The organism is Prevotella sp. AM34-19LB, assembly GCF_003468525.1.
GTDB lineage: Bacteria > Bacteroidota > Bacteroidia > Bacteroidales > Bacteroidaceae > Prevotella.
The window spans coordinates 1-26,833 of record NZ_QSIG01000006.1 but is presented as its reverse complement, the minus strand read 5'-3'; the positions used below and the strand labels follow the sequence as shown (position 1 = coordinate 26,833).

At 47.5% G+C, this 26,833-nt stretch carries 17 protein-coding genes and 3 pseudogenes; 13 read left to right on the top strand and 7 right to left on the bottom strand.

Going from position 1 to position 26,833, the window contains the following annotated elements; all coding sequences use genetic code 11:
- Positions 1–10 precede the first annotated feature (10 nt).
- From DW830_RS03080 to DW830_RS03070, 3 genes are all read right to left on the bottom strand, one after another.
- Entirely contained in the window at positions 11–3,196 is a 3,186-nt protein-coding gene (locus tag DW830_RS03080; RefSeq protein WP_119248825.1) for a SusC/RagA family TonB-linked outer membrane protein, read from the bottom strand.
- 339 nt (positions 3,197–3,535) lie between these two features.
- Positions 3,536–4,819, bottom strand: coding sequence for a serine dehydratase subunit alpha family protein (locus DW830_RS03075; RefSeq protein ID WP_119248824.1), 1,284 nt, complete (start codon positions 4,817–4,819; stop codon positions 3,536–3,538).
- Between the two features lie 13 nt (positions 4,820–4,832).
- On the bottom strand, positions 4,833–6,239 hold the full coding sequence (locus DW830_RS03070) for an aminopeptidase C (protein WP_119248823.1): 1,407 nt from the start codon (positions 6,237–6,239) through the stop codon (positions 4,833–4,835).
- Between the two features lie 199 nt (positions 6,240–6,438).
- On the opposite strand from DW830_RS03070, the gene dxs reads away from it, so the two are divergent.
- From dxs to DW830_RS03045, 5 genes and pseudogenes are all read left to right on the top strand, one after another.
- Positions 6,439–8,334, top strand: coding sequence for a 1-deoxy-D-xylulose-5-phosphate synthase (dxs, locus tag DW830_RS03065; RefSeq protein WP_119248822.1), 1,896 nt, complete (start codon positions 6,439–6,441; stop codon positions 8,332–8,334).
- A gap of 27 nt (positions 8,335–8,361) precedes the next feature.
- Positions 8,362–9,704: pseudogene (gene trkA / locus DW830_RS03060) on the top strand (Trk system potassium transporter TrkA).
- 64 nt (positions 9,705–9,768) lie between these two features.
- The gene (locus DW830_RS03055) at positions 9,769–11,226 is read left to right on the top strand and encodes a TrkH family potassium uptake protein (RefSeq protein ID WP_119248821.1); all 1,458 of its coding nucleotides are present in this window, start codon (positions 9,769–9,771) and stop codon (positions 11,224–11,226) included.
- Positions 11,227–11,294: 68 nt separating this feature from the next.
- Entirely contained in the window at positions 11,295–12,257 is a 963-nt protein-coding gene (locus DW830_RS03050; protein ID WP_119248820.1) for a type I phosphomannose isomerase catalytic subunit, read from the top strand.
- A 110-nt stretch (positions 12,258–12,367) separates the two neighbouring features.
- Positions 12,368–13,396 carry a virulence RhuM family protein gene (locus DW830_RS03045; RefSeq protein WP_119248867.1) on the top strand — a complete coding sequence of 343 codons (1,029 nt, stop codon included), beginning with the start codon at positions 12,368–12,370 and terminating at the stop codon, positions 13,394–13,396.
- A 94-nt stretch (positions 13,397–13,490) separates the two neighbouring features.
- Here the strand turns inward: DW830_RS03045 and DW830_RS03040 are convergent, their stop codons facing one another.
- On the bottom strand, positions 13,491–14,492 hold the full coding sequence (locus DW830_RS03040) for a DUF4435 domain-containing protein (RefSeq protein ID WP_119248819.1): 1,002 nt from the start codon (positions 14,490–14,492) through the stop codon (positions 13,491–13,493).
- 16 nt (positions 14,493–14,508) lie between these two features.
- Entirely contained in the window at positions 14,509–15,324 is an 816-nt protein-coding gene (locus tag DW830_RS03035; protein ID WP_089543767.1) for an AAA family ATPase, read from the bottom strand.
- A gap of 174 nt (positions 15,325–15,498) precedes the next feature.
- On the opposite strand from DW830_RS03035, the gene DW830_RS03030 reads away from it, so the two are divergent.
- Positions 15,499–16,443, top strand: a complete 945-nt coding sequence (locus DW830_RS03030; protein WP_119248818.1) for a DMT family transporter — start codon at positions 15,499–15,501, stop codon at positions 16,441–16,443.
- Positions 16,444–16,528: 85 nt separating this feature from the next.
- Here DW830_RS03030 and DW830_RS03025 read toward each other — a convergent pair whose 3' ends face one another.
- A complete protein-coding gene (locus tag DW830_RS03025; RefSeq protein WP_119248817.1) occupies positions 16,529–18,109 on the bottom strand; it encodes an L-lactate permease in 1,581 nt (526 codons plus the stop codon).
- Between the two features lie 155 nt (positions 18,110–18,264).
- On the opposite strand from DW830_RS03025, the gene DW830_RS03020 reads away from it, so the two are divergent.
- The 7 genes and pseudogenes from DW830_RS03020 to cysK all read left to right on the top strand — a co-directional run bounded on the left by DW830_RS03020 (position 18,265) and on the right by cysK (position 24,941).
- Positions 18,265–18,765: an RNA polymerase sigma factor gene (locus tag DW830_RS03020; protein WP_119248816.1), complete on the top strand. Its 501-nt coding sequence runs from the start codon at positions 18,265–18,267 to the stop codon at positions 18,763–18,765.
- 16 nt (positions 18,766–18,781) lie between these two features.
- Positions 18,782–19,285, top strand: coding sequence for a hypothetical protein (locus DW830_RS03015; RefSeq protein ID WP_119248815.1), 504 nt, complete (start codon positions 18,782–18,784; stop codon positions 19,283–19,285).
- Positions 19,286–19,351: 66 nt separating this feature from the next.
- The gene (locus tag DW830_RS03010) at positions 19,352–19,798 is read left to right on the top strand and encodes a DUF6108 family protein (RefSeq protein WP_119248814.1); all 447 of its coding nucleotides are present in this window, start codon (positions 19,352–19,354) and stop codon (positions 19,796–19,798) included.
- Positions 19,799–19,861: 63 nt separating this feature from the next.
- The gene (locus tag DW830_RS03005) at positions 19,862–20,755 is read left to right on the top strand and encodes a hypothetical protein (RefSeq protein ID WP_119248813.1); all 894 of its coding nucleotides are present in this window, start codon (positions 19,862–19,864) and stop codon (positions 20,753–20,755) included.
- 312 nt (positions 20,756–21,067) lie between these two features.
- Positions 21,068–22,342: an ATP-binding protein gene (locus DW830_RS03000; protein WP_119248812.1), complete on the top strand. Its 1,275-nt coding sequence runs from the start codon at positions 21,068–21,070 to the stop codon at positions 22,340–22,342.
- A 295-nt stretch (positions 22,343–22,637) separates the two neighbouring features.
- Positions 22,638–23,932 (top strand): annotated as a pseudogene (locus DW830_RS02995) (O-acetylhomoserine aminocarboxypropyltransferase/cysteine synthase family protein).
- 62 nt (positions 23,933–23,994) lie between these two features.
- Positions 23,995–24,941 (top strand): annotated as a pseudogene (gene cysK / locus DW830_RS02990) (cysteine synthase A).
- A gap of 226 nt (positions 24,942–25,167) precedes the next feature.
- Here the strand turns inward: cysK and DW830_RS02985 are convergent.
- Positions 25,168–26,508 carry a hypothetical protein gene (locus tag DW830_RS02985; protein ID WP_089543775.1) on the bottom strand — a complete coding sequence of 447 codons (1,341 nt, stop codon included), beginning with the start codon at positions 26,506–26,508 and terminating at the stop codon, positions 25,168–25,170.
- Positions 26,509–26,833: the final 325 nt, after the last annotated feature.

Here is a 26,833-nt window from a genome sequence, read left to right as displayed (position 1 = left end):
AATGACATTTTTAGAAGTTTACGTTAAGTCCGAATGATACAGTGCTCTGCAATGGGTAGGTCTTACCTGAACCACCATAGAGAGAACCAATATTCTCAGGGTCGAAAATCTTGCTCAAGCTTGTGATAGTGAAGACATTCTCACAAGACATATAAACACGTACGCTCTGCATACCAGCCTTAGAAGTGATAGTCTTAGGCAATGTATAACCGAATGTCAAGTTCTTCAGACGGCAGTAAGCACCATTCTGGAGATAACGTGTCTGAGTCTGTCTGTTACGACCATCCCAGAGAGGACGTGGATAGTATGCACCCTTGTTTTCTGGTGTCCAGTAATCCAAGTGTTCCTTGAATGCGTTAGACTGCCAGAATCCGCCCTGAGCACCCCAGAAGTAGATACCATCCAACCAAAGATCACGCTTCATAGTTCCCTGGAAGAACATACGGATATCGAATCCCTTCCAAGCTGCATCAAGATTCAGACCGAAGTTGAAACGTGGAGTATCATTACCAATGATACGAAGATCACCATGATCCTCCAATGTGTTAGCACCACTGTTTACATAACCGTCACCATCGAGGTCAGCATACATGATATCACCAGCACCCCAGTTAGAACCAAGAGCGCTCTGATTAACCTTTGCCAGATGAGCCTTCATTTCCTCATCAGTCTGTGCGATACCGATAGTTGTGTAACCCCAAATGTCACCCAACTTGCGACCCTTATAGTACTTGTCGAGATACTTGCTCTCATTTGGATAACTTGTTACTTCCTGCTGTGCATCTGAGATATTGAAGTTAACACCATACTTGAAGTCCTTGATATTATCGCGCCAACCAATCTGGAACTCGAAACCATAAGACTTCATATCGCAGTTGTTCTCAGCAGGAACATCTGTACCCAATACAGAAGAAAGCTCAGGAGCTGGACCAACCATGTCGAGGGTACTACGTACGAAGTACTCGAATGATCCAGTGAGTCGGTTGTTCAAGAGACCGAAGTCAAGACCCACGTTCCAAGAACGAATAGTCTCCCAACCCAAGCTAGCACTTACAAGACCTGGATTGCTTGCCCAGTTAGGCAATGCACCACCAACAATCCAACCATACTTGGTACCTACGCCCAAAGAGCTATATGTAGGGTGCCATGATTTCAAGCGGGTATTACCCAGCTCACCCCATGAACCTCTCAACTTCAAGTTGGTGATAGTAGTAGCATCAGAAATCTTCTCGAAGAACTTCTCACGAGCAATGTTCCAACCACCAGAGAAAGAAGGGAAAGTACCCCAACGCTTGCCACCTACGAAACGAGAAGAACCATCATAACGGATGTTAGCCTCGAGCATATACTTATCAGCATAGTTGTAATTCAAACGACCAAAGAAGCCGGCTACAGCCATCTCATCTGGATGACCACTTACTTGGTCTGCAGCTGAACCTGTTGACAAGTAAGGAAGAGAAGGTGTGTAAAGACCATCCTTCTGGCCGCTGATATTACGTACAGCATACTTCTCGGCATTGAAACCGCCCATAATCTTGAAGTTATGGTCGCCGAATGAATGAGAGTAATCAGAATAGATATTGGTAGCGTAGTAGTTCTCCTTATAAACATACTCGTTTACTCGGGTCTGACCTGCTGCATAATCGCTGCTACCCATACTCCAAGGCATAGGAATAGCGTTGTTGTCGCAGTCGTAGTAGAATACAGGCAATACATCCCAGTGCTCCCAGTTGTTATATACACGGAGAGTTCCTTCTACATTGATGTGCCAATCCTTGATAGGCTCGAAAACGAATACAAGCTGGTTGGTGAAGAAGTCCTTGTTCTTGGTCTGAATACCACCATTCTCCATCTGCTCCATTTCGTTCTCACTGATGTAGTGACCGTTAGGATCTGTTACTGGCTGAGTAGGGAACTTACGTGCAACATTGTGGAAGAACAAACCGTTCATATAGCTAGGACGCTCGAAGTCCTGGCGGGTCCAGCTTGTATTATAAGTTACCTTAGCCCACTTAGCAAGCTCTGTAGTAATCTTACCCTTCAAAGTATAACGGTTCAAACGGTCTTTACCCACATTGAGCAAACCGTTCTGTCCCATGAAGTTACCACTGATATACCACTGAGTTTTGTCATTACCGCCATTGAGGCTGAGGTTGTGTTCCTGAGAAGTAGCCCAATCCTTGTAATATACGTCAAACCAGTTGGTGTTAGCATAAGAAGCATCCCAGCAGTTCCAAGTATTACTGTTAGGGTTTCTCTCTGTAGGATACTGAAGCTTGCCATCCATGTAATCCTGCATCTTCTGAATCTGAGCATCAGAGAAGTGAGCCTGACCACCACCGTTAATCTGGGCAGCATTCATCATCTTAGCATACTCAACAGAGTTTGCCATCTCTGGGATACCGATACCATGATTGAATCTCACGTTACCGCTATAGCTTACATTCACCTTACCCTTGTTACCATTCTTGGTTGTAACGAGGATCACACCGAATGCAGCACGAGAACCGTAAATAGAAGATGAAGCAGCATCCTTCAATACAGAGATGCTCTCAACGTCGTTAGGGTTGATGTTGGTCAAATCGCCTTCAACACCATCCACCAAAACAAGAGGAGAAGAGTTAGAACCGCTATCAAGGGTACCTGTACCACGGATGTTGATATTCATGGAACCATCAAGTGAACCACCAGAGTTGCTGACAGAAAGGTTCAAACCAGGAACCTCACCCTGCAGCGCCTGTGTTACACTTGTAACAGGACGATTTTCCAAAACGTCCTTGTTGACCATACTGACAGCACCTGTCACGTTAACCTTCTTCTGTGTACCGTAACCGACAACAACGACCTCATTCAGAGTCTTGTTGTCTTCCTTCATGGTTACATTGATGGCACCACCCTTCCATACCATCTCCACTGGTTCGAAGCCAATGTAGCTGATACAGATTGTTGCACCATGCTGAACGTCAGTAAGCAAGAATTTACCATCCAAATCGGTGATGGTTCCACCCTGCTTTCCCTTAACTGTAACTGTAGCACCAATTACTGGCTCACCTGTAGGGTCAATAATGGTACCAGTGCACTGTCCATTCTTGGACTGATTAGTTTCCTGGATGTGAGTCACCCCCCCATATGCGAGAGAAGGAGTCATACCAAGAGCCATAATCATAGAACTTACTGTGAATAGTTGTCTAATCATAAGATATAGTTTAAAAAATGTTATTTGGTCCAATCATTTAATTCAGCCGATGTTATTCGGCCTACTTATTGAAGTTAGCCAATGTTATTTAATCCTTATTAATTTAAGTTAGCCGCTGCAAAGATATATTAAATTTTAATACGAACTGGTTTTTAATGAAACAAAATTCATTATTTTAAGACTTTTTAAGCAAAAAAGTAGAAAAACATTCCAAAAAAAGGCTCACAAGAGAGATTCTTGCGAGCCTTTATGGTCTTCCATTTATAAATAACGTAAAATCTACACTTCTATTTATTTATGCGTCATGATACCTAATTATTTATGCGTCATGATACCTAATTATTTATGCGTCATGATATCAAGCACCATATCATCGGTGGTCTTCATCGCATCGGCACCGATAGAGGTAAGGTTGTGGATACACTTATCCACATCATCATCCACGATACCCTCGGCAGAAGTTACGCACTTACCCTCCATGGAAAGAAGAGCAGAAAGCAAGGCTGTACTCACACCCGATGAAATCTTCAGGGCACAGCTTGGCTTGGCTCCGTCGCAGATCATACCGGTAAGGTTTGCCACCATATTCTTGACTGAGTTGCAGATACGGGTAAAATCACCACCCATCAGATAGGTGATACCGCAACTGCTACCCGTACTGGCTACCACGCAACCGCAGAGAGCTGAGAGCTTACCCAGGCTCTGCTTGATATAGATGGCCGTTAAGTGACTGAGCATCAAGGCACGGATCAGCTCTTCCTCGGTATTCTCGTTTTCCAAGGCATAAACCACCACCGGATTGGTGGCACAGATACCCTGGTTGCCACTGCCACTGTTACTCATCACCGGAATCATGGCTCCACCCATTCGGGCATCACAGGCAGAAGCGGTGCGTGAGAGGATATGCGAGAAAATGTTGTTGCCGAAGATACCACGGCTCAAAGGACGGTCCATCGTCTTACCCAGACAGTGGCCATAGTTGCCCTTGATAGATTCCTCGGCAGCCTTCATATTATATTCCTTAGTCTTGAGGATGAAGCGAATCTCATCGAGCGGAGCGGTGGTTGCGAATTCGTAAACCAAGCGGAGATTCAACTGGATATCGTCATCCTCCACATCAGCCGCAGCTCCATCACGCTTGTCGAAAACCACCTCACCATTGCGCTCAACATACACAAAGTTGGTATGAGAACCGGCAATGATAGCAGTAGCTCTGCCGTTGCCGGCATAGCAGATTACCTCGATATAGAGCTTATCTACATCGCCCTGCTTCAGCTTGATGTTGATGTCTGCATTCTTGATATACTGCTTGCCCAGCTCCAGGGTATCAGGAGTAAGATCCTTGAGAACCTCGAGTTCATACTCAGGCTTTCCGATGAGGGCACCGAGCGAAACTGCGATAGGCAGACCAATCATACCGGTTCCAGGAATACCCACACCCATCGCATTCTTGAGCATATTAGGACTCAAGCGTACCTCGATGCGCTCCGGACGCTTACCCAAAGTGGTAGCAGCCTTAGCTGTACAAAGAGCCACAGCCATCGGTTCGGTACAGCCGATGGCAGGCACAACTTCCTTGTTGACGAGCGCAATGATGCGCTCCCGCTTATTTTTCTCTAACATAATAAGATAGGTATTAATCCTCCAACTGGAACAAAGGATCGTCAGGAGTCAACATGGTTGGCTTCTGGTCGAATTCCTTCAGAAGCTGCTCAGAAGCATACTTCTTGTTTACTACCAGGCGGAACATGTACTCGTTGAACCAATCGTTGGTCATGATGAAGCAACCGCCAAAACCATTGTCAGCACCCCAGCTGTTCTCCACCTTCCACTTCACAGGCTTGCCGGCAGCATCGAGATCTACCGCTGTCAGAGTCATGGCATGGGTAGAACCGCTCTCGAAAGTAGCGATGCGGTCAGCCTTGTTCATTGGGAATGAAGTGTTGAAGAGGCTGCCATAATCGAAGTTGTCGAGTGCCAGATAGCCACGCTTTCTGTCGAGCTGCTTGCCCACATCGTAGCTGGAATACATCTTATGACCATCCTTCAGGGAAGCGATGGCGAGCTGCGCAATCTCCTCCATAGGCAGGTTCAGGTACTTCCAGTTATGACCATCGTAGGTATGGCGGTCGTACTCTACCTCGTATGTCTTGTGATAAGGACGACGTGGGTCGTTCATCACCATGATGAAGGTACCGTTGAGGTCCTTGCCAACAGTCTCCTCATAGAAACTCTTAGGAGTATACTTCTTAGCCTCACCAATCTGCTTGCCATCCTTGTCGCGGAAAGCATAGGTAAACTCCTTCACCGGCTCACCCAGAGTAAGGCTGAGCATGTGATAAACCTGAGCGAGCATCTCGGTCTTACGAGCCTGGATAGCAGCAGGTTTCTTGCCCTGGGCTACCATCTTGCGGAGTTCGAGACCATACTCGCGGAGCTTGCTGCTGATGAGACGGCTCATCTTGGAAGTATTGTTGCTGGAATAAGTCTCTGGCTGAGCACTCATTGGTACGAGACCGTACTTGCTAGCCAGGTCGGCAACACCGCAGAAAGTACCACCGTCATTGAGCGGATTCTTGAAGAAGAACTGCACCTGAGGATCCTCCAGGCTCTTCTTGCCGAGGTCGATGACACCCTGGAGCATCAGGTTAGCCTTCTCCAGCTGGTCGTAGAAGAAGAGATAGTCCTGAGAGAACTCTACTACTCTGCCCTGCTTGTCGTTGACAGCAAAGTTGGAACGGAGTACATTGAAGCCGCTGAACATCCAGCAGCGGCCGGAACTCTTCTGGTTATGGATGCTCTGAGAAGGAGTCTCGATGCTGAAATGAGTATCTACCGGAGCCTCATTCGCATGATTCTTCACGAGATCATCGATGTTGTTGCCAGCGATAGCGTTAAACAATGCCTTGTTGGTCACACCGCCAGTCTGGCTTTTTTCCATCTGCTGGAGCATAGTCTGATTGATGCCGCCATTCTTGGTCTGCGCCATCATCGAGAGGGAAGCCATCATCAAGGCTCCCACAAAGAACAGGTTCTTTTTCATTTATTTAATCTTTATGTTTAGTTACTTATTTACAGGAAAAGCGCAACCGGATAGAACGAAAGGTTCCTCTCCTTTTACTGATTCCTTCCTAATTTTTTGCAAAAATACAAAGAATTATCGAAAAAAGCGAAATTCTCCCCATAAAAATGTTATTTTATGAAAAAAAGCATTACCTTTGCACTTATAAAATTATTAAATTATGGACAAAAGTAAGTTTAGTCTGTTAAGCAACATCAAATATCCTAATGATTTGCGCAAACTGAGCATTAATCAGTTGCCAGAGGTATGCAAAGAATTGAGAGAAGACATCATTGACGAAGTGGCTGTAAACCCTGGCCATTTTGCTTCCTCTCTGGGTGTTGTGGAAATCACCGTAGCTTTACACTACGTGTACAATACTCCAGAAGACCGCATCGTCTGGGATGTAGGTCATCAGGCATACGGACATAAGATTCTGACCGGAAGACGTGAGGCATTCTGCACCAACAGAAAGCTCCATGGCATCCGTCCATTCCCAACACCGCTGGAAAGTGAATACGACACCTTCACCTGCGGACATGCCAGCAACTCTATCTCGGCAGCCCTGGGTATGGCGGTGGCAGCACGCGAAACAGGCAACAAAGACCGCCACGTAGTAGCCGTTATCGGCGATGGTGCGATGAGCGGTGGTTTAGCTTTCGAAGGACTCAACAATGTATCAAGTACACCAAACGATATGCTCATCATCCTCAACGACAATGATATGAGCATCGACCGTGCCGTGGGTGGCATGGAGAAGTATCTCCTCCAGCTCGACACCAACGAGACCTACAACAAGATTCGCTTCAAGGCTTCGCAGTGGCTCCACTCCAAGGGTATTCTCAATGATAACCGCAAGAACGGCATCATCCGGCTGAACAATGCCTTCAAGTCGGTATTGAGCCATCAACAGAATATCTTCGAGGGAATGAACATCCGATACTTCGGACCATTCGACGGTCATGATGTAAAGGAAGTGGTAAGAATCCTGAAGCAGCTCAGAAGCATGAAAGGCCCTAAGCTGCTCCACCTGCATACCACCAAGGGCAAGGGATACGAACCTGCCGAGAAGAGTGCTACCATCTGGCATGCACCAGGCAAGTTTGACCCGGAAACCGGCGAGAGAATTATTGCCGACAACAGCAACAAGCCTCCTAAGTTCCAGGATGTCTTCGGAAAGACCCTGCTGGAACTTGCCGAGCAGAACCCTAAGATCGTAGGTGTGACACCAGCCATGCCTACTGGATGCTCTATGAACATCATGATGAAGGCGATGCCAAACCGCACCTTCGACGTAGGTATCGCCGAGGGCCACGCAGTCACCTTCTCGGGTGGTATGGCAAAGGATGGGCTGATTCCTTTCTGCAATATCTACAGTTCGTTTGCACAGCGTGCCTACGACAATATCATCCACGACATGGCACTCCTCAATCTGCCGGTAGTGCTCTGCCTCGACCGTGCCGGACTGGTAGGAGAAGATGGTCCTACCCATCATGGCGCCTTCGACCTGGCAGCCCTGCGCCCTATCCCGCATCTCACCATCGCCTCGCCGATGGATGAGCACGAACTGCGCAACCTGATGTATTCTGCCCAGCTGCCAGACCACGGAAGCTACGTAATCCGTTATCCTCGTGGCTGCGGTGTGCTCGTAAATTGGCGCAACAAGATGGAGGAAATCAAGACCGGTACCGGCAGAAAGCTGAAAGACGGAGAAGATGTAGCCGTGCTCACCCTCGGTCCTATCGGAAACGATGCCATCCAGGCAATCGAAGAGGTAGAGAAGGAAACGGAGATGAGCGTTGCACACTACGATATGCGATTTGTGAAGCCGCTGGATGAAAACATCCTCACCGAGGTGGGCAAGAAATTCAAGCGCATTGTGACCATAGAAGATGGTGCAAGAATGGGCGGAATGGGAGCTGCCGTTCTCGAATGGATGAGCGACCACGGCTATCAGCCACAGATAACCCGCCTGGGATTGCCAGACGAATTTGTGGAGCATGGAACCGTAGAACAGCTGCGCGAGATTGTACATCTCGACCACGAGAGCATCAAGAATGCCATTATCGGAAAATAGAGCATCGAAATTTAAATATTCATCAATATGAAAATCATCATAGCTGGCGCCTATGCCATCGGTACCCACCTGGCGCGACTCCTGTCGCGCAGCCAGGAGGAGATTACACTCATAGATGAAAGCGAAGAGCGCCTGGCAAGTATCGGCTCCGACTGCGATCTGCTCACCATGATAGGAAAACCTACCAGTCTGCAGACCTTGAGGGATGCCGGTGTTCAGGATACGGATCTCTTCATCGCGGTCACCCCGGTGGAGAGTACCAATATCACCTCCAGCATCCTTGCCAAGAATCTCGGTGCCAAGCGCACCGTGCTCGTGTGGATAATCCGGAATACATGGAACCGCAGGCACAGGAATTCTTCAAGGAACTCGGTATCAGCAAGCTCATCTATCCGGAGATGCTCGCTGCCGTAGATATCAACAACGGACTCAAGATGAGTTGGGTGCGCCAGCGCTGGGATGTGCACGACGGCGCCCTCGTGATGCTCGGCATCAAGCTGCGTGAGGGATGCGAGATCCTCAACGAGCCGCTCAAGAACATCAGCGGTCCCAACGACCCTTACCACGTGGTAGCCATCAAGCGAGGCAGCGAAACCATCATCCCGGGTGGTAACGATGAGCTGAAGCTCTACGACCTCGCCTACTTCATGACCACCCGCAACTACATTCCCTACATCCGCAAGATTGTGGGAAAGGAGCATTATGTGGATGTGAAGAACGTGATGGTGATGGGTGGCGGACGCACTGCCGTGAGAGCCGTGAAGAAAATGCCGGAATACATGGAGTGCAAGATTATCGAGAAAGATGAGAATCGCTGCGAATATCTCAACGATATCCTCGACGACAATCATATCCTCATCATCCACGGCGATGGCCGCGACATTCCTCTCCTCACAGAGGAAGGTATCAGGAGCACCCAGGCTTTCGTGGCACTGACGGGAAATGCGGAAACCAATATCCTCGCATGCCTCACCGCCAAGAGATTGGGTGTGCGCAAGACCGTGGCTGCCGTAGAAAACGTGGATTACGTAAGCATGGCAGAGAGTCTGGATATCGGTACCATCATCAACAAGAAGATGATTGCAGCCAGCTACATCTATCAGATGATGCTCGATGCCGACGTGATGAACGTCAGATTCCTGATGAGTGCCAACGCTGATGTGGCAGAATTCATCGCCAAGGAAGATTCCAAGGTTACCCAAAAACCGGTGAAAGACTTGGGAATGCCTATCGGTGTTACCATCGGTGGTCTGGTGAGAAACGGCGAAGGAATGCTGGTTTCGGGTAACACCCAGATAGAAGCGGGCGACTCGGTAATGGTGTTCTGCCACAACATCAATATGAAGAAAATTGAGAAATATTTCATTTAGTCTATATATATAATAAGGTATAGACAGATATGATATATATAATAAGGTATAAAGACAAGAGGGAATGATAAACAGTAAGTTGATATACAAGATACTGGGACAGTTGCTTTTCATCGAGGCATTCCTGCTCTTCGTCAGTCTGCTGGTGGCATACTACTACCAGCAAGACGACATCTTCGCTTTCGTGGTAGCCACACTGACCACCATCGGCGGCGGACTCATTCTGAAATGGAAGGGACACGGAGCAGACAATTCTATGTCGCGCCGTGACGCCTACCTCGTGGTATCGCTCTCATGGATCATCTTCAGTCTCTTCGGCACCCTGCCCTTTATGGTCAGCGGTTACATCAATAACTTTACGGATGCCTACTTCGAGACGATGTCGGGATTCACCACTACGGGTGCCACCATTCTAGATGATGTAGAGTGCTTCCCGCACGGATTGCTTTTCTGGCGATCGCTCACCCAGTGGATAGGCGGTTTGGGTATCGTGTTCTTCACCATCGCCCTGCTGCCATCACTTGTAGGAGGACAGACCAAGGTGTTTGCAGCCGAGGCTACGGGTCCTATCAAGACCAAGCTGCATCCCCGCCTCTCCACTTCGGCAAAATGGATCTGGAGCATCTATCTGGTGCTCACCACCGCCTGCATCGCCTCCTACTACGTGGCGGGAATGAATCTCTTCGACAGTTTCAACTATGCGATGACCACGACGGCTACGGGTGGTTTCTCTACCCACAACAGCAGTACCGAGTTCTTCCATTCGCCAGCGGTGGAATACATCTGTACGTTCTTCTGCTTCCTGTCGGGTGTGAACTTCACCCTGCTTTATGCAGCAGTCATCAAGTTCAAGATCAAGGATTTGTTCAAGAACTCGGAGTTCAGGTTCTATATGTTCCTCGTTACATCCTTCACAGCCTTCATCATGGTAGAGCTGATAGCGATGCGCAACTACGATATAGAGCATGCCTTCCGCAGCGCGGTCTTCCAGGTGGTTTCTTTCATCACCACCACGGGATTGTTTAATGATGATGCTGCCCTCTGGCCTCATGTCACCTGGGTGGTATTGGCAACCTGCATGTTCTTCGGAGCCTGCTCGGGCAGTACGAGTGGAGGTTTGAAATGCATCCGTGGCGTGATGCTGGTGAGAATGGTGAAGAATGAATTCCGCCAGATTCTGCACCCTAACGCGGTACTTCCATTGAAGATTGACGGTGTGAACGTTCCGATGCAGAAGCGAGTCACCTTGCTCGCCTTCCTCACCACCTATCTCATCATCTGCCTGGTTATCTCTTTCACGATGATAGCCATGGGCATCGACAACACCAATGCCATCACCATCACCCTGAGCTGTGTGGGCAACGTAGGTCCGACGCTGGGTACGGAGATTGGTCCGACGATGTCGTGGAGCGAACTGCCGGATGTGGCAAAATGGTTCTGCTCACTGATGATGCTCATCGGTCGTCTGGAGATATTCAGCGTACTGGTGATCTTTACACCTGCCTTCTGGAGAGAAAACTAGTTTCCGCAGGAGGCAGGTACAGGAAATCCTAGACAATAATAAATTTTATCAACTAATTCAATAAAGTTATGAAGCCATTAAAATTTGAACCACTATTGAAGTCCACCATCTGGGGTGGAAACAAGATCATCGCCTTCAAGCATCTTGACATCAAGCAGGAGAAAGTTGGCGAAAGTTGGGAAATCTCTGGTGTTCCAGGCAACGAGAGCATCGTAGCCGACGGCGAGATGAAGGGCAAGAAACTCAATGAGGTTGTTGCCGAGTTGAAGGAGAACTTCCTCGGAGCAGAGAACTATAAGCGTTTTGGCAACGAGTTCCCATTGCTCATCAAGTTTATCGATGCCAATACCGACCTTTCTATCCAGGTACATCCTAATGACGAGATTGCCAAGAAGCAGGGTAAGGAGCGTGGCAAGACCGAGATGTGGTATGCGCTGCCAAGCGAGCCGGATGCCAAGCTCTACAATGGATTAAAGATGCAGATTACTCCTGAGCAGTACAAGGAGATGGTGGAGAATGATACCATCACCGATGCTCTGGCTCAGTATAACGTGAAGGAGGACGACTGCTTCTTTATCCCAGCCGGCAGAATTCACGCCATCGGAACAGGCTGTTTCGTTGCCGAGATTCAGCAGACCAGCGATGTTACCTATCGCATCTACGACTTCAAGCGCAAGGACAAGGATGGCAACTATCGCCAGCTCCACACCAAGGAGGCTTCCGAGTGCATCGACTACACCGTATTGGCAGACTATCGCCAGAACTACATTCCTGCCAAGAACCAGGGTGTCAGCATGGTACAGTGCCCTTACTTCACCACAGCCGTTTATGATCTCAATGAGCCAATGACTCTGGATTATTCAGAGTTGGACAGCTTCGTGATTCTGATTGGCTTGAAGGGTGAGGCTAAGATTACCGACAACGAGGGTAATGAGATTACGCTCCAGGGCGGCGAGAGTATCGTAGTTCCTGCTTCTACCCAGACATTGAAGGTTGAGGGAACACTGAAGTTCCTGGAGACATACGTATAAAAATGAAAAGAAATAAAAAGGCTCGCAAGTTTTATTGCCTTGCGAACCTTTTTATTAAACTATTGAATCTCTGCCAAAACTCAACTTTGAATAATAAAGGAGAAACGAACATGGACAAAGGACAATTTCTATTATATCAAACTCCCGATGGAGAATCAAAGATAGAGGTAAAGTTGCAAGACGATACCGTTTGGTTGTCACTCGACCAAATGGCAGAGCTTTTCCAACGCAACAAATCCACCATTTCCAGACATATTAAGAATGTGTTGGAGGAGGGGGAATTAGACGAGAATATGGTAGTTGCAAAATTTGCAACTACCACTAAACATGGTGCTATAGAGGGCAAGACCCAAGAACATCTTGTATCATATTACAACCTCGACATGATTATCAGCGTAGGCTATCGTGTCCATTCTTATCGCGGTGTACAATTCCGAATTTGGGCAACCAAGGTGCTAAAGGAGTATATCGTGAAGGGGTTTGCCTTGAACGACGACTTATTGAAACGTGCAGGCGGCGGCAACTATTTCGATGAACTTCTAGCAAGAATTAGGGACATCCGTTCTAGTGAAAAGGTATTCTATCGCAAAGTTCTGGAAATCTATGCACTCAGTATCGACTATGACCCTCGTGTGGAAATGACCCAAAAGTTCTTCAAGACGGTACAAAATAAAATGCACTATTCTGTACATGGGCATACCGCAGCGGAAATCATCTATGAACGTGCAGATGCCCAAAAAGATTTCATGGGACTCACCACTTGGTCAGGTGCTATGCCTACAAAGCCAGAAGCCGAGATTGCGAAGAATTATCTCACACAAGCCGAGATTACATCACTGAATCGCATCGTGAGCCTCTATCTTGACTTTGCAGAAATGCAGGCAGAAGAGCATCGCCCTATGTACATGAAGGACTGGATTAACATCCTAGACGACTTCCTCCGTATTTCTCGGAAAGACATACTTACCCATGCAGGTAAGATATCTGCAAAATTGGCAAAGGAAAAGGCTGATACTGAATACGACAAATTCAAAGAACGAACAAAGAATGACCTTTCTCCTGTAGGAATTCACTTCCTAGAAAACTTTGAAAGAGAGCGGAAACGATTGTCCGATGACAGAGATAAAGCAGATAGCTAATACTTATAGCAAAAGAGTGAAGAATTCAATAGGCATTGCACATAAATTCTTCACTCTTCTGTTGGCTTCCTCTCGGTCGCCGATTTTCAATTTTTCACTCTTCACTCAAATACTTCTCCACATCCGCCTGAATCTTCTGGAATTCCGGAGAGAACTGGTAGAAGGTGTTCTTCTTCATCATCATTTTCACCTTGCCCAGACTGTTCTCATAGCATGCCATCTCGGTGCGTGCCTGCTCGGAATGAACCGCCCTATCACGGATTTCATTCTCCCTGACATTGCGAAGGGTATCGCAGACTGTCTGCACCAAAGGGCAAACCACCAGATCGAAAAGATGATGACCCTGTATATATAAATAGGTGTTATGCTCGTTTACCCCCAGATTATTCAGATACTTGATCATATCCGGCAGTTCATCCTTGAACGTCTTGAAGCGGCGCTCCAGCTGGAAAAGCTTCGCCCTCACCTTCTTGGCAAGATAATTGATAGCCTGCTGAGGGTCCTGGATTCTGACTGATGGCAATACGATGACCTTGTCGAACTCTGCCATGTCAAAATGCATCGACATCTTGCGATGACGGATATAGAAGAGAAGATGCCACACGAAGAGCGGCCATATCGTACGGGAATATGCCTCCATGAATCTTTCGAAATCGAAGATATGGGTATCGTTCAGCGTCACCATCACGCAGGTTTCGTGCAAACCCTTGGAATAACACTGGAAATTCTCAATGGCATAAGCGTAGGTATGGAAGATATAAGGATTCTCCAGCATCAGCTGAGAAGCCTCGGTAGTACCCTGCCGCAGAAAATCGTAGTCGGCATCCACGCAGGCTATCATATCCTTGCCCACCCCTTTGAGCATATTGCTGATAGCCGCCTTCTTGCCGCGGTCGAGATGGTTGTTGCGAGTAGGAAGCAGGATTTCGAAATAGCGGGTCTCATCCTCAAACTTTCCCAGCACCGACCGCCAGAAGAAGACATCATCGTAGCTCTCGACGTAAGCCACAATCTTGCGCCGAGCCTTCTTCGAGGTCATCTTGTTGGCGGCCTCGAAGTAGAGCGAGTTGATGTTATCGGTTAAACGTTTAGCCATAATACTTCTTTTTCACTTATATCGTGATATCGCTCACATCCGTCACCCGGTCGGTCCATCCGTCCATCACCACGGCAGGACTGTGGGTGGTCATGATGATCTGGATGTTCGGATTGAGTTTTAGCACCAGACCGATGAGCTGCTTCTGCCATTCGAAGTGAAGGCTGATTTCCGGCTCATCCATAAAGAGGACATAAGATTGGTTGTCCTCCACCAGCACGGTAAGGAGGATGGCGAGAATCTGCTTCTCACCAGCCGAGAGCTGATAAGGCGAGAGCTGCTCACCTATCTGGTTGAAGCGGATTTCGTTGGCAGTACGGATGATGGTCTTGCCGGTATCCTTGAAAAGACCATCTACGATATCCTGGAACATCTTCTTCGGTTCGCTCAGCTGCTGAGCCTTGAAGGCGGCATCCGGTTCGCCACTCTGAAGCACGGCGATGATGCGGTTGCCGATGTTCACCTGATAATCCAGATACTTGCGCTGCAGCTGGAAAAGCTGCCAGTCGAGTTCGGTAACCAGGGTAAGGTCTATCTTGTTGATCATCTCGGCATTCATCAATGGTCTATCTACCGATCGGATTACATCATATCTAATCCACTTTGCCTCCTCCGGCTCCACCTTCAGGTGTACGCCCTTGATCATGTGACTAGGGAATTCGCCGCCAGCCGCCAGGCCCTTTACCACCTTGTTCAATATAGTACTCTTGCCCACGCCGTTTACACCACTCAGGATATTGACACGGCGGTCGAGGTTCCAAAGAATATGTTTGGTACCGCTCCAGAGAGATTCTATCTCTATCTGTTTGATATAATCAGCATATTTCTGCATAAGATATTCTCCTATCTTTAATAGTCAAGAACAGAAAAAGACGATAGTCTTAACTTCTTAACTTCTTTAACTTCTAAAAAATATACCGCAAATATAGCAAAATTCCTCGAATTTTTGTACCTTTGCATCCGATTTTATTCAAAATAAAGAAGATTTAAATAGAAATAAGGAAAAATGGATAACAAACGACCTCTTATCGCCCACCTGTGCCTCTTCTGTTCCGGCGCATTCTGGGGACTGATGGCTCCCGTAGGCAAGGATGCCATGCTTCACGGCATCGACGGCATCGACCTGGTGAGCTTCCGTGTTTTGGGTGGTGCTCTCCTCTTCTGGCTCACCTCGCTCTTCACCAAGAAAGAGCATGTTCCAGTGAAAGACATCTTCAAGTTTGCTGCTGCCGGACTCTTTGCCCTCGTGTTCAACCAGTGTTCTTACACCATCGGTCTGAACATGACCTCGCCTAGCAATTCCAGCATCATGACCACCTCAATGCCTATCTTCGCCATGGTTCTCTCCTTCCTGATATTGAAGGAGCCTATCACCTGGAAGAAGGCGCTCGGTGTACTGATGGGATGTGCTGGTGCCGTCATCATCATCCTGACTAGTGCCACGGCTGGCAATGCCAAGGTGGGAAACATCTGGGGCGACCTGCTCTGTATGTCGGCTCAGCTTTCCTTCGCCCTCTACCTGTCGCTCTTCAAGAACCTGCTGTCTAGGTATTCGCTCTTCACCATCAACAAGTGGATGTTCCTCTGGGCCACCATCATTATATGGCCTTTCACCATCAGTCACGTGATGAGCATCGACTTTGCCCATATTCCGATGAGCACCTGGTGGGAAACGGGCTACGTGGTTCTATTCGGCACGTATCTGGGCTACATCTGCATGATGATTGGTCAGAAGACTCTACGCCCTACCGTGGTGAGTGTATATAACTATGTGCAGCCGCTGGTATCGGTCACCGTAAGTGTCATCGTAGGTCTCGCCGTATTCAAGGGTATGCAGGCAATTGCCGCCATCCTTGTATTCTCTGGCGTATGGCTCGTAGTAAAGAGTAAGTCGAAGCATGATATCGACCAGCACGACCACAGTCTGGCTTACGAGAAAAGACATGCTTAAAAGATATAATGTCGATTTATAAAACTGAAACTGTCCCCATCTGAGATAACAGATGAGGACAGTTTTTGTTTTATAAGAAAAGATATCAGCAACCGAAATAAACCATCAATCCGCCCAATACGATATACAGCAGGGCGTATGGGATAGCCGAACGGAGAATTTCTCCATCCTTTCCCTCCATATCGCAGGCTGCAGTCGCGATGGCGATGCTCTGCGGACTGATCATCTTGCCACCCGTGGCTCCCGTGGTATTGGCAGCAACCAGCCAGTTCTCCTGACCGCCCTCCATACCAAAGAATGTGCTCTGTCCCGTCATGCCCAACTGGTTGGCAACATGAGCCTGGAGCTTGGCAAAAAGAATGTTCGAAGAGGTATCAGAACCCGTAACAAAGGTTCCGATGGCACCAATCATCGGTGCTACCAAAGGATAGAAGTCGCCCGTCACTGCCACCAGACCTGAGGCGATGGCAGTAATCATTCCCGAATAGTTCATCACGCTCGCCAGGGCTATCAGCGAACAGATGGTCACTACCGTCTTGCGCAGATTCACCGTGGTACGGGCAAGAATCACCATCAATTTCTTGAGGCTCAATCCCTGTATCAGTCCACCAATCGTAGCACCCAGGAAGAGCATCAGGCCCGCATTGGAAATCCAGCCAAACTTAAAGGTGCTGTCGAGCACAGGCAGATGAACAGCACTCACCAGATGACTCTTGAGGAAAGCATTGACCGGAGGACAGAGAGCTCCGGAAACCAGGATGAAAATCAATATAAAGAGGTAAACGCTCCATGCCTTCATACTCTCGGCAAGCGTAAAGGTTTCCTTATCCTGCACCTTGCTCTTTCTGGCAAATACCTTGGCGTATGCGATGATGGCGATAATGGCAGCCAGCGAACCGATGATGGCTGGAGTCTCCGAACCGAGATAATAGCCGCAGACAAACTGCACTACCACGGAAATCACTCCCACCCAGAGGGCGATGATGAGATTCTTGATAAGATTGTGCTTATCGGTAAGCGTCAGGATGATGAAAGGCAGGATGATAAAGAGAGGTGCCAGCTGGATAATGGCGAAGGCCGAAGTCTCGCAAATCTGTGCCGCCGAAGCCGATCCGCTTTCAGCCACCTCATTACAGAGCGTTGTAACCGGCACACCCACGGCACCAAATCCCGTAGCCACGGTATTACCTATCAAGGACACCAGAGCCGAGAACATCGGTTTGAATCCGAGTCCGATGAGGATGGCAGCAGGTATCGCCACCGCCGTTCCGAAGCCCGCCATACCTTCGAGCAGTCCGCCGAATCCCCATACGAGGAGCAGCACGAGCAGTCCCTTATCATCGGTAATCGATGTAAACTGCCTCTTGATTACCTCAATCTGCCTGCTTTCCACGAGGATATTATAGCTGTAGATAGCCATCAGGATGATGATGAGAATCGGGAATACCGCCTTCAGGATGCCTTCCACCACCGCCCATCCCGTCAGGGCGATAACGCTGTCCTCCGCATGTTCCGGAGCAATCATGCCCAGCGGTGAAGCAGCGAAGAGAGCGAGCAACACGGTAATTACGAGCGTCAGCAAGGCGCTTTTATGACCTGCCATCTTGAAGCCGAGCATCAGGATGAACAGCAACACGATGGGAATAATAGAAACTATTGATGCCATAAGCCATTCAGTTTTTTAATGTTTTCGATTGCTAAATTTTATGTTTCACTTGCAAAAATAACATTTTTCTTTGAAAAAAGAAAGCATTTTTTGAAAAAAATCTTTTTTAAGATGTCCGATTTTTCAATTTCATACGTCTATAGAGTGTAAAGGTTATGAGAACAGAAGAATTCAACCATATCATCCTACCGATGCGCAGCAACTTGAAAGCGTATGCGCTAAGGTTGACTGAGAGTGACGACAATGCCGAAGACCTCGTGCAGGAAGTCATGCTCAGGCTGTGGGACATACGCCAGAATATCAAGGCAGAAGATAACCTCAAGGCGCTCGCCATCACCATCATGCGCAACAAGTTTTATGACCAGTGCCGACATGAGGAGCGGAACTTCACCACCGACAAGGTGATGGAAGTGTCCATAGAAGACCGGCGGGCAGAGCAACGGGACGAGGTAAACCTCATCAAGCAGATAGTGGCACAGCTTCCGCCCTTGCAGCAGCAGATATTCCGCATGAAGGAGATAGAAGGCTATACTGCCGATGAAATCATGCAGATAACGGGATGTACTGCCGATAATCTCCGAAAGAATCTCTCCCGAGCCCGGCTCAAAATCAGAGAGACCTACATGAATATCGTGAAACAAAACAGAACAAAATAAAGAAGGAGGAAAGAATATGAATGATGAAATAAAGAAAATACAGGACTTGCTCGACAAGTATATGGATGGTGCCACATCCAATGAAGAAGAGGCAACGCTCAGAAAATATTTCGAAGAGCATGGCAATGATATTCCGGAAGAATGGGAATCCTATCGCGCCCTCTTCAGCTATATCGGATTCGAACAGATGAATCTTTCTCAAATTCTAAAAGGAGAAGAAGAGAAGGAGGAGGATTTCGAAAAGAAAGATATCGAGAAGAAAGAAATCCCAAAGAAGGAAGCTTCTCGCAGCAGATGGCTCAAATATTTCGGCACATCTGTGGCAGCCGCCGCTATCATCGCATTCCTGATTGTGGGCATCCAGAAGATAGCCCAGCCTCAGCCTGAATGTTATGCGGTTATCGATGGAAAGGTTTATACCGACCAGGAGTTCGTTCATAACGAAGCTCTGGATGCCCTGGAAGATATTTCGGCAGATTCCGAAGATCCATTCAGTGCCCTGGATATGATGAAACAATAAATTCATCTTTTAGATGAAACTATCAATCAAACTATAAAGTATAATATATATAATAAGGTATAGAATATGAAACGATGCAACTTGATAAAACGCTTCTTCATCGGACTGCTTCTTATCGTGGTAGCCTCGATTTCGGCTAATGCCCAGGAGGGACTATACGTAAAAAGTATATTCCAACGATTCGGGCACGCCAAGGGATGCAAGATGGTTACGATGCAGAATGCGCAACTCAAAGGTTACAGGCTCAAGATATACAAGAGCCTGGTATATAAGAACCATGCCACGGAAATAGCCCACTATCTGAAGTCCGACCGCAAAGCTGCGAAAAAGATCAGAGAGGTGGTGGAAAATGGCAAGATGGTGAGCGGCTATTACATGATGGCACCCTTGAACAATGGCAACAACCGCTTTATCCTCTTCAGTAATCCGAATGAAAGCAAGGGAACCGTGATTTATATCGAAGGCGACCTGTCGCCCGAAGACATCATGAAACTCTGCTATTCCAGAAGATAGAAACAGCATCTTCCTACAGGAATCCTCTCAATAAGAATAAGAAACAACATAAAATAAAGTATTATGAATATCAAAAACGTAATGATGATGGCTGCCATGATGCCAGCCTTCGCCCTTGCTGAAACCAACAGCAACAGTGCACTAGCCTCGGTAGAGGCTAACGACACCACAATCAGAGTGAACGACCAGAACATCGTCATCAAGCAGGATGGTGAACAGACTTCTGTGAAGATATATAAGATGAACGGCAACGAGATGACCAAGATTTCCGAAACCCAATTCGTAGATGGTCAGGAAGTAGAAAAGGTATTTGTCACCTCACCATTCATCCCTCAGACCTTGAGCAAGCGCAAGCGCAGTCTGGAGAGTCATTATCCAACCTTCTTCTTCGGCTGCAGCCAGTTGCCAGGCAGCAGAGGAAGCATGGGAGGCAACAACGAGATGCACAGTCGCGACTCCAAGTCGTGGGAATGGGGCATTACCCTCACCAGTCTCTGCTTCCGCCTTTCCAACGAAATGGCGCTCACCTCCTCTCTCTCCATCGGACAGGTACACCACCATTTCAAGGACAATTATGTATTAAGCACCCAAAACGGGGTATCTGCAATGACTCCGATAGAAGGCGAGACGCTGAAGAAAAGCTATATCAGCTACAATGTGCTCCGCCTGCCTATCATGCTGGAGTGGCAGAAGCGCATAGGATGCCATGATGCTTTCCTGGCGCTAGGTCCATCCGTAGAATACCGCTGGCACGAGCATTCCCGCTACTTCATAGGCAAGCACAAGCATACCGAAACAGGCGATATCAACCTCAACCCTATCGGCGTGAACCTCGAGGCCCGTGCCGGCTACTCAGGAGTGATGCTCTACGCCCGTGCCGGAGTAACCCCGCTGCTCAACAAGACCAAGGCTCCCAAGTGCTACCCGATGACCATCGGCTTAGGATTTAGATTGTAACATAGCTGCAATGTAGCAGAAATATAGCTGTAATGTAGCAAAACATAACTGAAACTGTCCCCATCTGAAACACTCATTCAGATGAGGACAGTTTTTGTATTCTGCCAAATTCGGGAATTAAAAACGGCCAAATTCGGGAAAAATAATCGGCCAAATTCGGGAGTTGAATACAGCCAAATTGGGTAACAGATTTCGAAAATCGCAGCCAAATTGGGTAACAAAACACAGCCAAATTAAGTAAAAATATGCCGCCAAATTTGGTAATTCCAAGATTTTATCGTATATTTGCAGCCGAAACAAAGGAGATTCAATATGAAAGGATACAAGAAAAGAATTGCAGATAAACTATTGGAATACAGACTCGAAGAAGTTGGAGCCGTATTGATAGAAGGGCCAAAATGGTGTGGAAAAACTACCACAGCAGAACAAAAGGCCAAAAGCGTGCTATATATGGCAGATCCAGACAATCAAAATAACTATCTGGAAATGGCAAATTTAAAGATAAAAATGCTCCTGAAAGGAGAAAAGCCACGACTCATTGACGAATGGCAAATCATACCGCAAATCTGGGATGCCATCCGATTTGAAGTGGACCATCAGGGTGAGGAAGGCTTGTTTATCCTCACTGGATCTGCCGTGCCTGCATCTTCCGAAAAAATACATCACACGGGTACAGGACGTTTCGCCTGGATTACCATGCGACCTATGTCATTATGGGAATCAGGAGAATCTACAGGAGAAGTTAGCATCAGCGAACTGTTCAAGGGAAATGCAAACCTGGAAGGTTTCAACAAATTGAAACTGGAAGACATCGCATATCTCGTCTGCAGAGGTGGATGGCCTAGTGCCACTACCAAGAACCCAAGAGCCGCTTTGCGACAGGCTTACGACTATTACGATGCGGTGGTAAAGACTGATATTTCAAGAGTGGATGAAATCAGCAGAAACAGCGAACGAACCAAGCTGCTTCTGCGTTCATACGCCCGTTCACAAGGTGGGCAAGTAAGTATCGGAGCCATAAGACAAGATATGATGGAAAACGATGATGAGACACTGGCTGACAAGACTGTACAGAGTTACATCGGTGCGCTCAAAAAAATCTTCGTCATAGAGGACATGCCTGCCTGGAATCCGAACCTTCGCAGCAAGACAGCCATCCGTTCGGCTGAAACCCGATATTTCGTTGATCCATCCATTGCAGTGGCTGCATTAGGTCTAGGTCCTGATGATCTCATCAACGACTTGGAGACTTTCGGTTTGCTCTTCGAAACCCTATGCGTCCGTGATCTTCGTGTATATGCTGATGCCATCGACGGCAACGTATATCATTACCGCGATAAGAACGGTTTGGAATGTGATGCAGTTATCCATCTTCGCAACGGCTCATACGGCCTCATCGAAATCAAGCTGGGTGGTGCACAAGCCATCGAAAAAGGAGTCTCTACACTAACTGCTCTTGCAGATAAGATAGACACGACCAAGATGAAAGCTCCATCTTTTATGATGGTACTTACTGCCGTAGGCGACTATGCTTACCGCAGAGAAGACGGAGTATATGTGGTACCTATCGGCTGCCTGAAAGACTAGTTTGGGATGGGATACAGACTCAAAAATCCTATATATAATAAAAATTGCTCCTATAATAATAAGGTGTAAGCCCATCAAAGCAGCTAAAAAATGCCCGAATACCACAAACGTGGTAGCAGGAATACTACTCATATGCTATTTCAGAATCCCAAAAATCGCCGTACCTTTGCAGCGTCAATCAGAACAAACAGTATAATGTCTTTCAAAGAGAACATCAATCTGATTTCTGGGCGACATATTTATATAAATGAATAAGATGGAATATTAACATAAAATTAAAGAAAGGACATAGATTATGAGTACTGAAAAGAAACTTCGCTTTGAGACACTTCAGTTGCATGTAGGTCAGGAAAATCCAGATCCAGCTACCGACGCCCGTGCGGTGCCTATCTACCAGACCACAAGTTACGTGTTCCGCAACTCTCAGCACGCTGCCGATCGCTTCGGACTCCGTGACGCAGGTAACATCTACGGTCGCTTGACCAACTCTACTCAGGGTGTATTCGAAGACCGTGTGGCTGCCCTCGAAGGTGGTGTAGCAGGTTTGGCTGTCGCTTCTGGCGCTGCCGCCGTTACCTACGCTCTGCAGAACATCCTTCAGAATGGCGACCACATCGTAGCTGCCGACAACATCTACGGTGGTACTTATAACCTCATCACTCATACATTATCCACACAGGGTGTCAGCTACACCATCGTGGATCCTCGCAACTTCGAGCAGGTAGAGGCTGCCATCCAGGAAAATACCAAGGCACTCTATGCAGAGACCTTCGGAAATCCGAACTCTGATGTAACCGATATCGATAAGTTGGCAGAGATTGCTCATCGCCACAACATCCCATTGATTATCGACAACACCTTCGGCACCCCATACCTCATCCGCCCTATCGAGCACGGAGCAGATATCGTGGTTCACTCTGCTACCAAGTTCATCGGCGGTCATGGTTCATCTCTCGGTGGCGTCATCGTAGATGGCGGTAAGTTCGACTGGAAGGCAAATGCCGACAAGTTCCCTACTCTCGCTAAGCCAGACCCATCATATCACGGTGCGGTATTCGCAGATGTAGCCGGAGCAGCAGCCTTCGTAACCCGAATCCGTGCGGTCATCCTTCGTGATACCGGTGCAACCCTCTCTCCATTCAATGCCTGGATTCTTCTTCAGGGCTTGGAGACATTGAGCCTCCGTGTAGAGCGTCACGTTCAGAATGCATTGAAGGTGGTAGAGTATCTGGAGAACCATCCTAAGGTGGCTAAGGTAAATCACCCTGCCGTTCCGTCTCATCCAGACCACGAGCTTTACAAGAAGCTCTTCCCTAACGGTGCAGGTTCTATCTTCACCTTCGATATCAAGGGCGGCGAGAAAGAGGCATGGGAGTTCATCGACCACCTGCGCATCTTCTCTCTGTTGGCTAACGTAGCGACGTGAAGTCTCTGGTTATCCACCCAGCAACAACCACCCACTCTCAGTTGAGCCCAGAGGAATTGGAGGAGCAGCACATCTATCCTTCTACCGTTCGCCTGAGCATCGGTATCGAGAACATCGACGACCTGATTGAGGCACTCGATGAGGCATTCACCTATGTAAAGTAATGAATAGGGAGAAATGACTAGTAAGTAGTAGCTAATTATTAATGATTTTAAAGAGTACAGTTATGACAAAGATATATAAACAGATTACTGATTTGATCGGTAAGACCCCATTGGTAGAATTGGGTAAGTATTCAGCATCCAAGGGTTTGGAGACTCCTGTGATTGCTAAGGTAGAATTCTTCAACCTGGCGGAAGCGTAAAGGATCGTATCGCACTTGCGATGATCGAAGACGCTGAGCAGAAGGGCATCCTGAAACCAGGTGCCACCATCATCGAACCAACCAGCGGTAATACGGGTGTAGGCCTGGCTCTGGTTTCAGCCGTAAAGGGCTATCACCTCATCCTCACCATGCCAGAAACCATGAGTGTGGAACGCAGAAACCTGGTGAAGGCTTACGGCGCAGAAGTGAAGCAGACCAGCGGTAAGGACGGAATGCCTGGTGCCATCAAGGCTGCCGAGGAACTCCGCGATTCCATTCCTGGTTCCGTGATTCTGGGACAGTTTACCAACCCAGCCAATCCTGCCAAGCACTATGCCACAACTGGATCAGAAATCTGGGCTGATACCGATGGCGAGATTGATATCTTCGTAGCCGGTGTAGGTACTGGTGGAACCATTTCGGGCATCGCCAAATATCTGAAGGAGCAGAATCCTAACGTGAAGGTGATTGCCGTAGAACCAGCCACATCGCCTGTATTGAACGGCGGAAAGAGCGGTCCTCACAAGATTCAGGGCATTGGAGCCGGTTTCGTTCCAGAGACCTATTCTTCAGAATATATCGATGAGGTATTGGATATTCAGAACGATGATGCCATCAAGGCAGGTCGTGATTTGGCTCAGACCGAGGGTCTGCTGGTAGGAATCTCATCAGGTGCTGCCGCCTTTGCAGCCACCGAGATTGCGAAGCGTCCTGAAAACAAGGGCAAGAAGATTGTTGCCCTCTTGCCAGATACTGGCGAGCGTTATTTGAGCACTGTACTCTACGCTTTCGAGGAATATCCACTCTAATTCACATTCGGATATTTTCTGATAGAAGCGAAATCTATCATAATTTCCCCAACCAGCTTTCCCATAGCAGGTTGGGAATTTGCATTTCCCAAAACTTCATATAAAAAAGAGGGGGCAGCTTCAGTTGAATGTCTGAAAAAACAACTGAAACTGCCCCTATCTGAGAGCATCATATTCTACATTTCGACTATATTTTATCGAAAGATTATCTTATTCTACATTTCGACTATGCTTTTCCGAAAGCACTCTTGCGGAAAAGCGTCTTTCTGCTCACCACATCATATTCCAGATACCCTCGCTTCATCCAGCTCTTCAGCATCTCCCGGGTACCGCCAGGCTTCAGGTTGGCCTCGTCACGAAGCTTTTCCAATGCCTCCCAGGTAAAATCATCAGGCAATTGCTGGAGAAGATTCTGCGGACCGCGGGAGGTGAAACGCTGATGTCTCTCATCATCTATCAGATCCCAAAAGAAGCGCATCTTGCACCACAGATCATAATGCAGCGACCAGCGGATGAAATCATCTATCTCATCCTCCCACTTGCAACCGTTTGCCACATAGAGCACACAAGCCTTGAGATAAGCTATCACGAGAGCACGGAATGAGAAATTCTCGTAGATGCGGTCCTGACTGCAGATAGAGAAATCACGACATTCCTCCATGAGTTCGTTGATGAGACGGACGGCCTGAGGACAGTCTATCTTGCCGCGCACCTTGCACAGGCGATTGATGTAAGGACGAAGCTCCTCATCGAATGCCTCATCATAATCGCCATACACCGGCATATCAGAACCGATTTCACGGGGCGGAATGGTACAGAAATTGATGCGGGAGAGCGGACCGTCTGATACCACCTTCTTGAAGAACTGACGACCGTGACCGATGGTGGTACAGGCATTCCAGTTATAGAGGATGTGTACCCTTTCGTTCACAGAACCGGGCATGGCGCGGGTCTGCCCGAAGGAGTTACCGGGGTCAAAGGCGAGGCACATGATAGTCCATTTTCTGCCTCTCTGCTTGCCCTTTCCGCCATCCTCGATGGCATCCCACTGATCAATCTCGTTCATGTTGGAGTAGAGGAAATGGCCCTTGGCATCATACATGCGCTGCACGAAGGCAGCCGAAGTCATGTCCGGATCCACTTCCTGCACCATCAGGTCGGTAGGACGCTTCGGCTTATACTTGTGCGTACCCATCGTATTCACCTCCAGCTTCCACTCTTTCTCTCGCTGCAGGTTCACCTCATCCCGCTTGCGGATATCGGCCATGATGTGATTAATCGGAGCATTCACGCAGCTCTTTCCTGCACCTGTGGGGGCCATGAGCACGTTCATTAGTGTTGCTTCGTGTTCTACACCATCTACATACTCGAAGCTTACCTGATAGAGGTGGGCGGCAAGAGATGGGAATACGGCATGAGCCACGGCTGGCTTGTAGATGTCAGGGGTACGACTCACTAGGAGCTTGATAAGCGATGGCAGTTTTTCCGGCATCGCAGGGGGAAGTTCCTCTTCCTCCTCTTCGTCTTCAAACAAAAGATCTTTCTGATTCTCTTTGTTTTCTTCCATTTTGTTTAGTATTTATTAGTTGACGGTTGAAGTTATTTTCAACACACTACAAAATTACGAAAAATATCCAAGACCACCAAATGTTTCCGCAAGTTTCTACTCATATCAGGAATCTTTCTACTCCCATTGAGATTTTTTCTACTCACATAGGGACAGTATCACTTATTTCAAGATACATCAATCTATCATTCTTCATAACATAAGCTATATTATATATAGATAATATTGTTAATAATATTATCTATATATAATATAGTATATATATAAAATATCTATATATAATATAGTATATATATAAAATATCTATATATTAATATATTATATA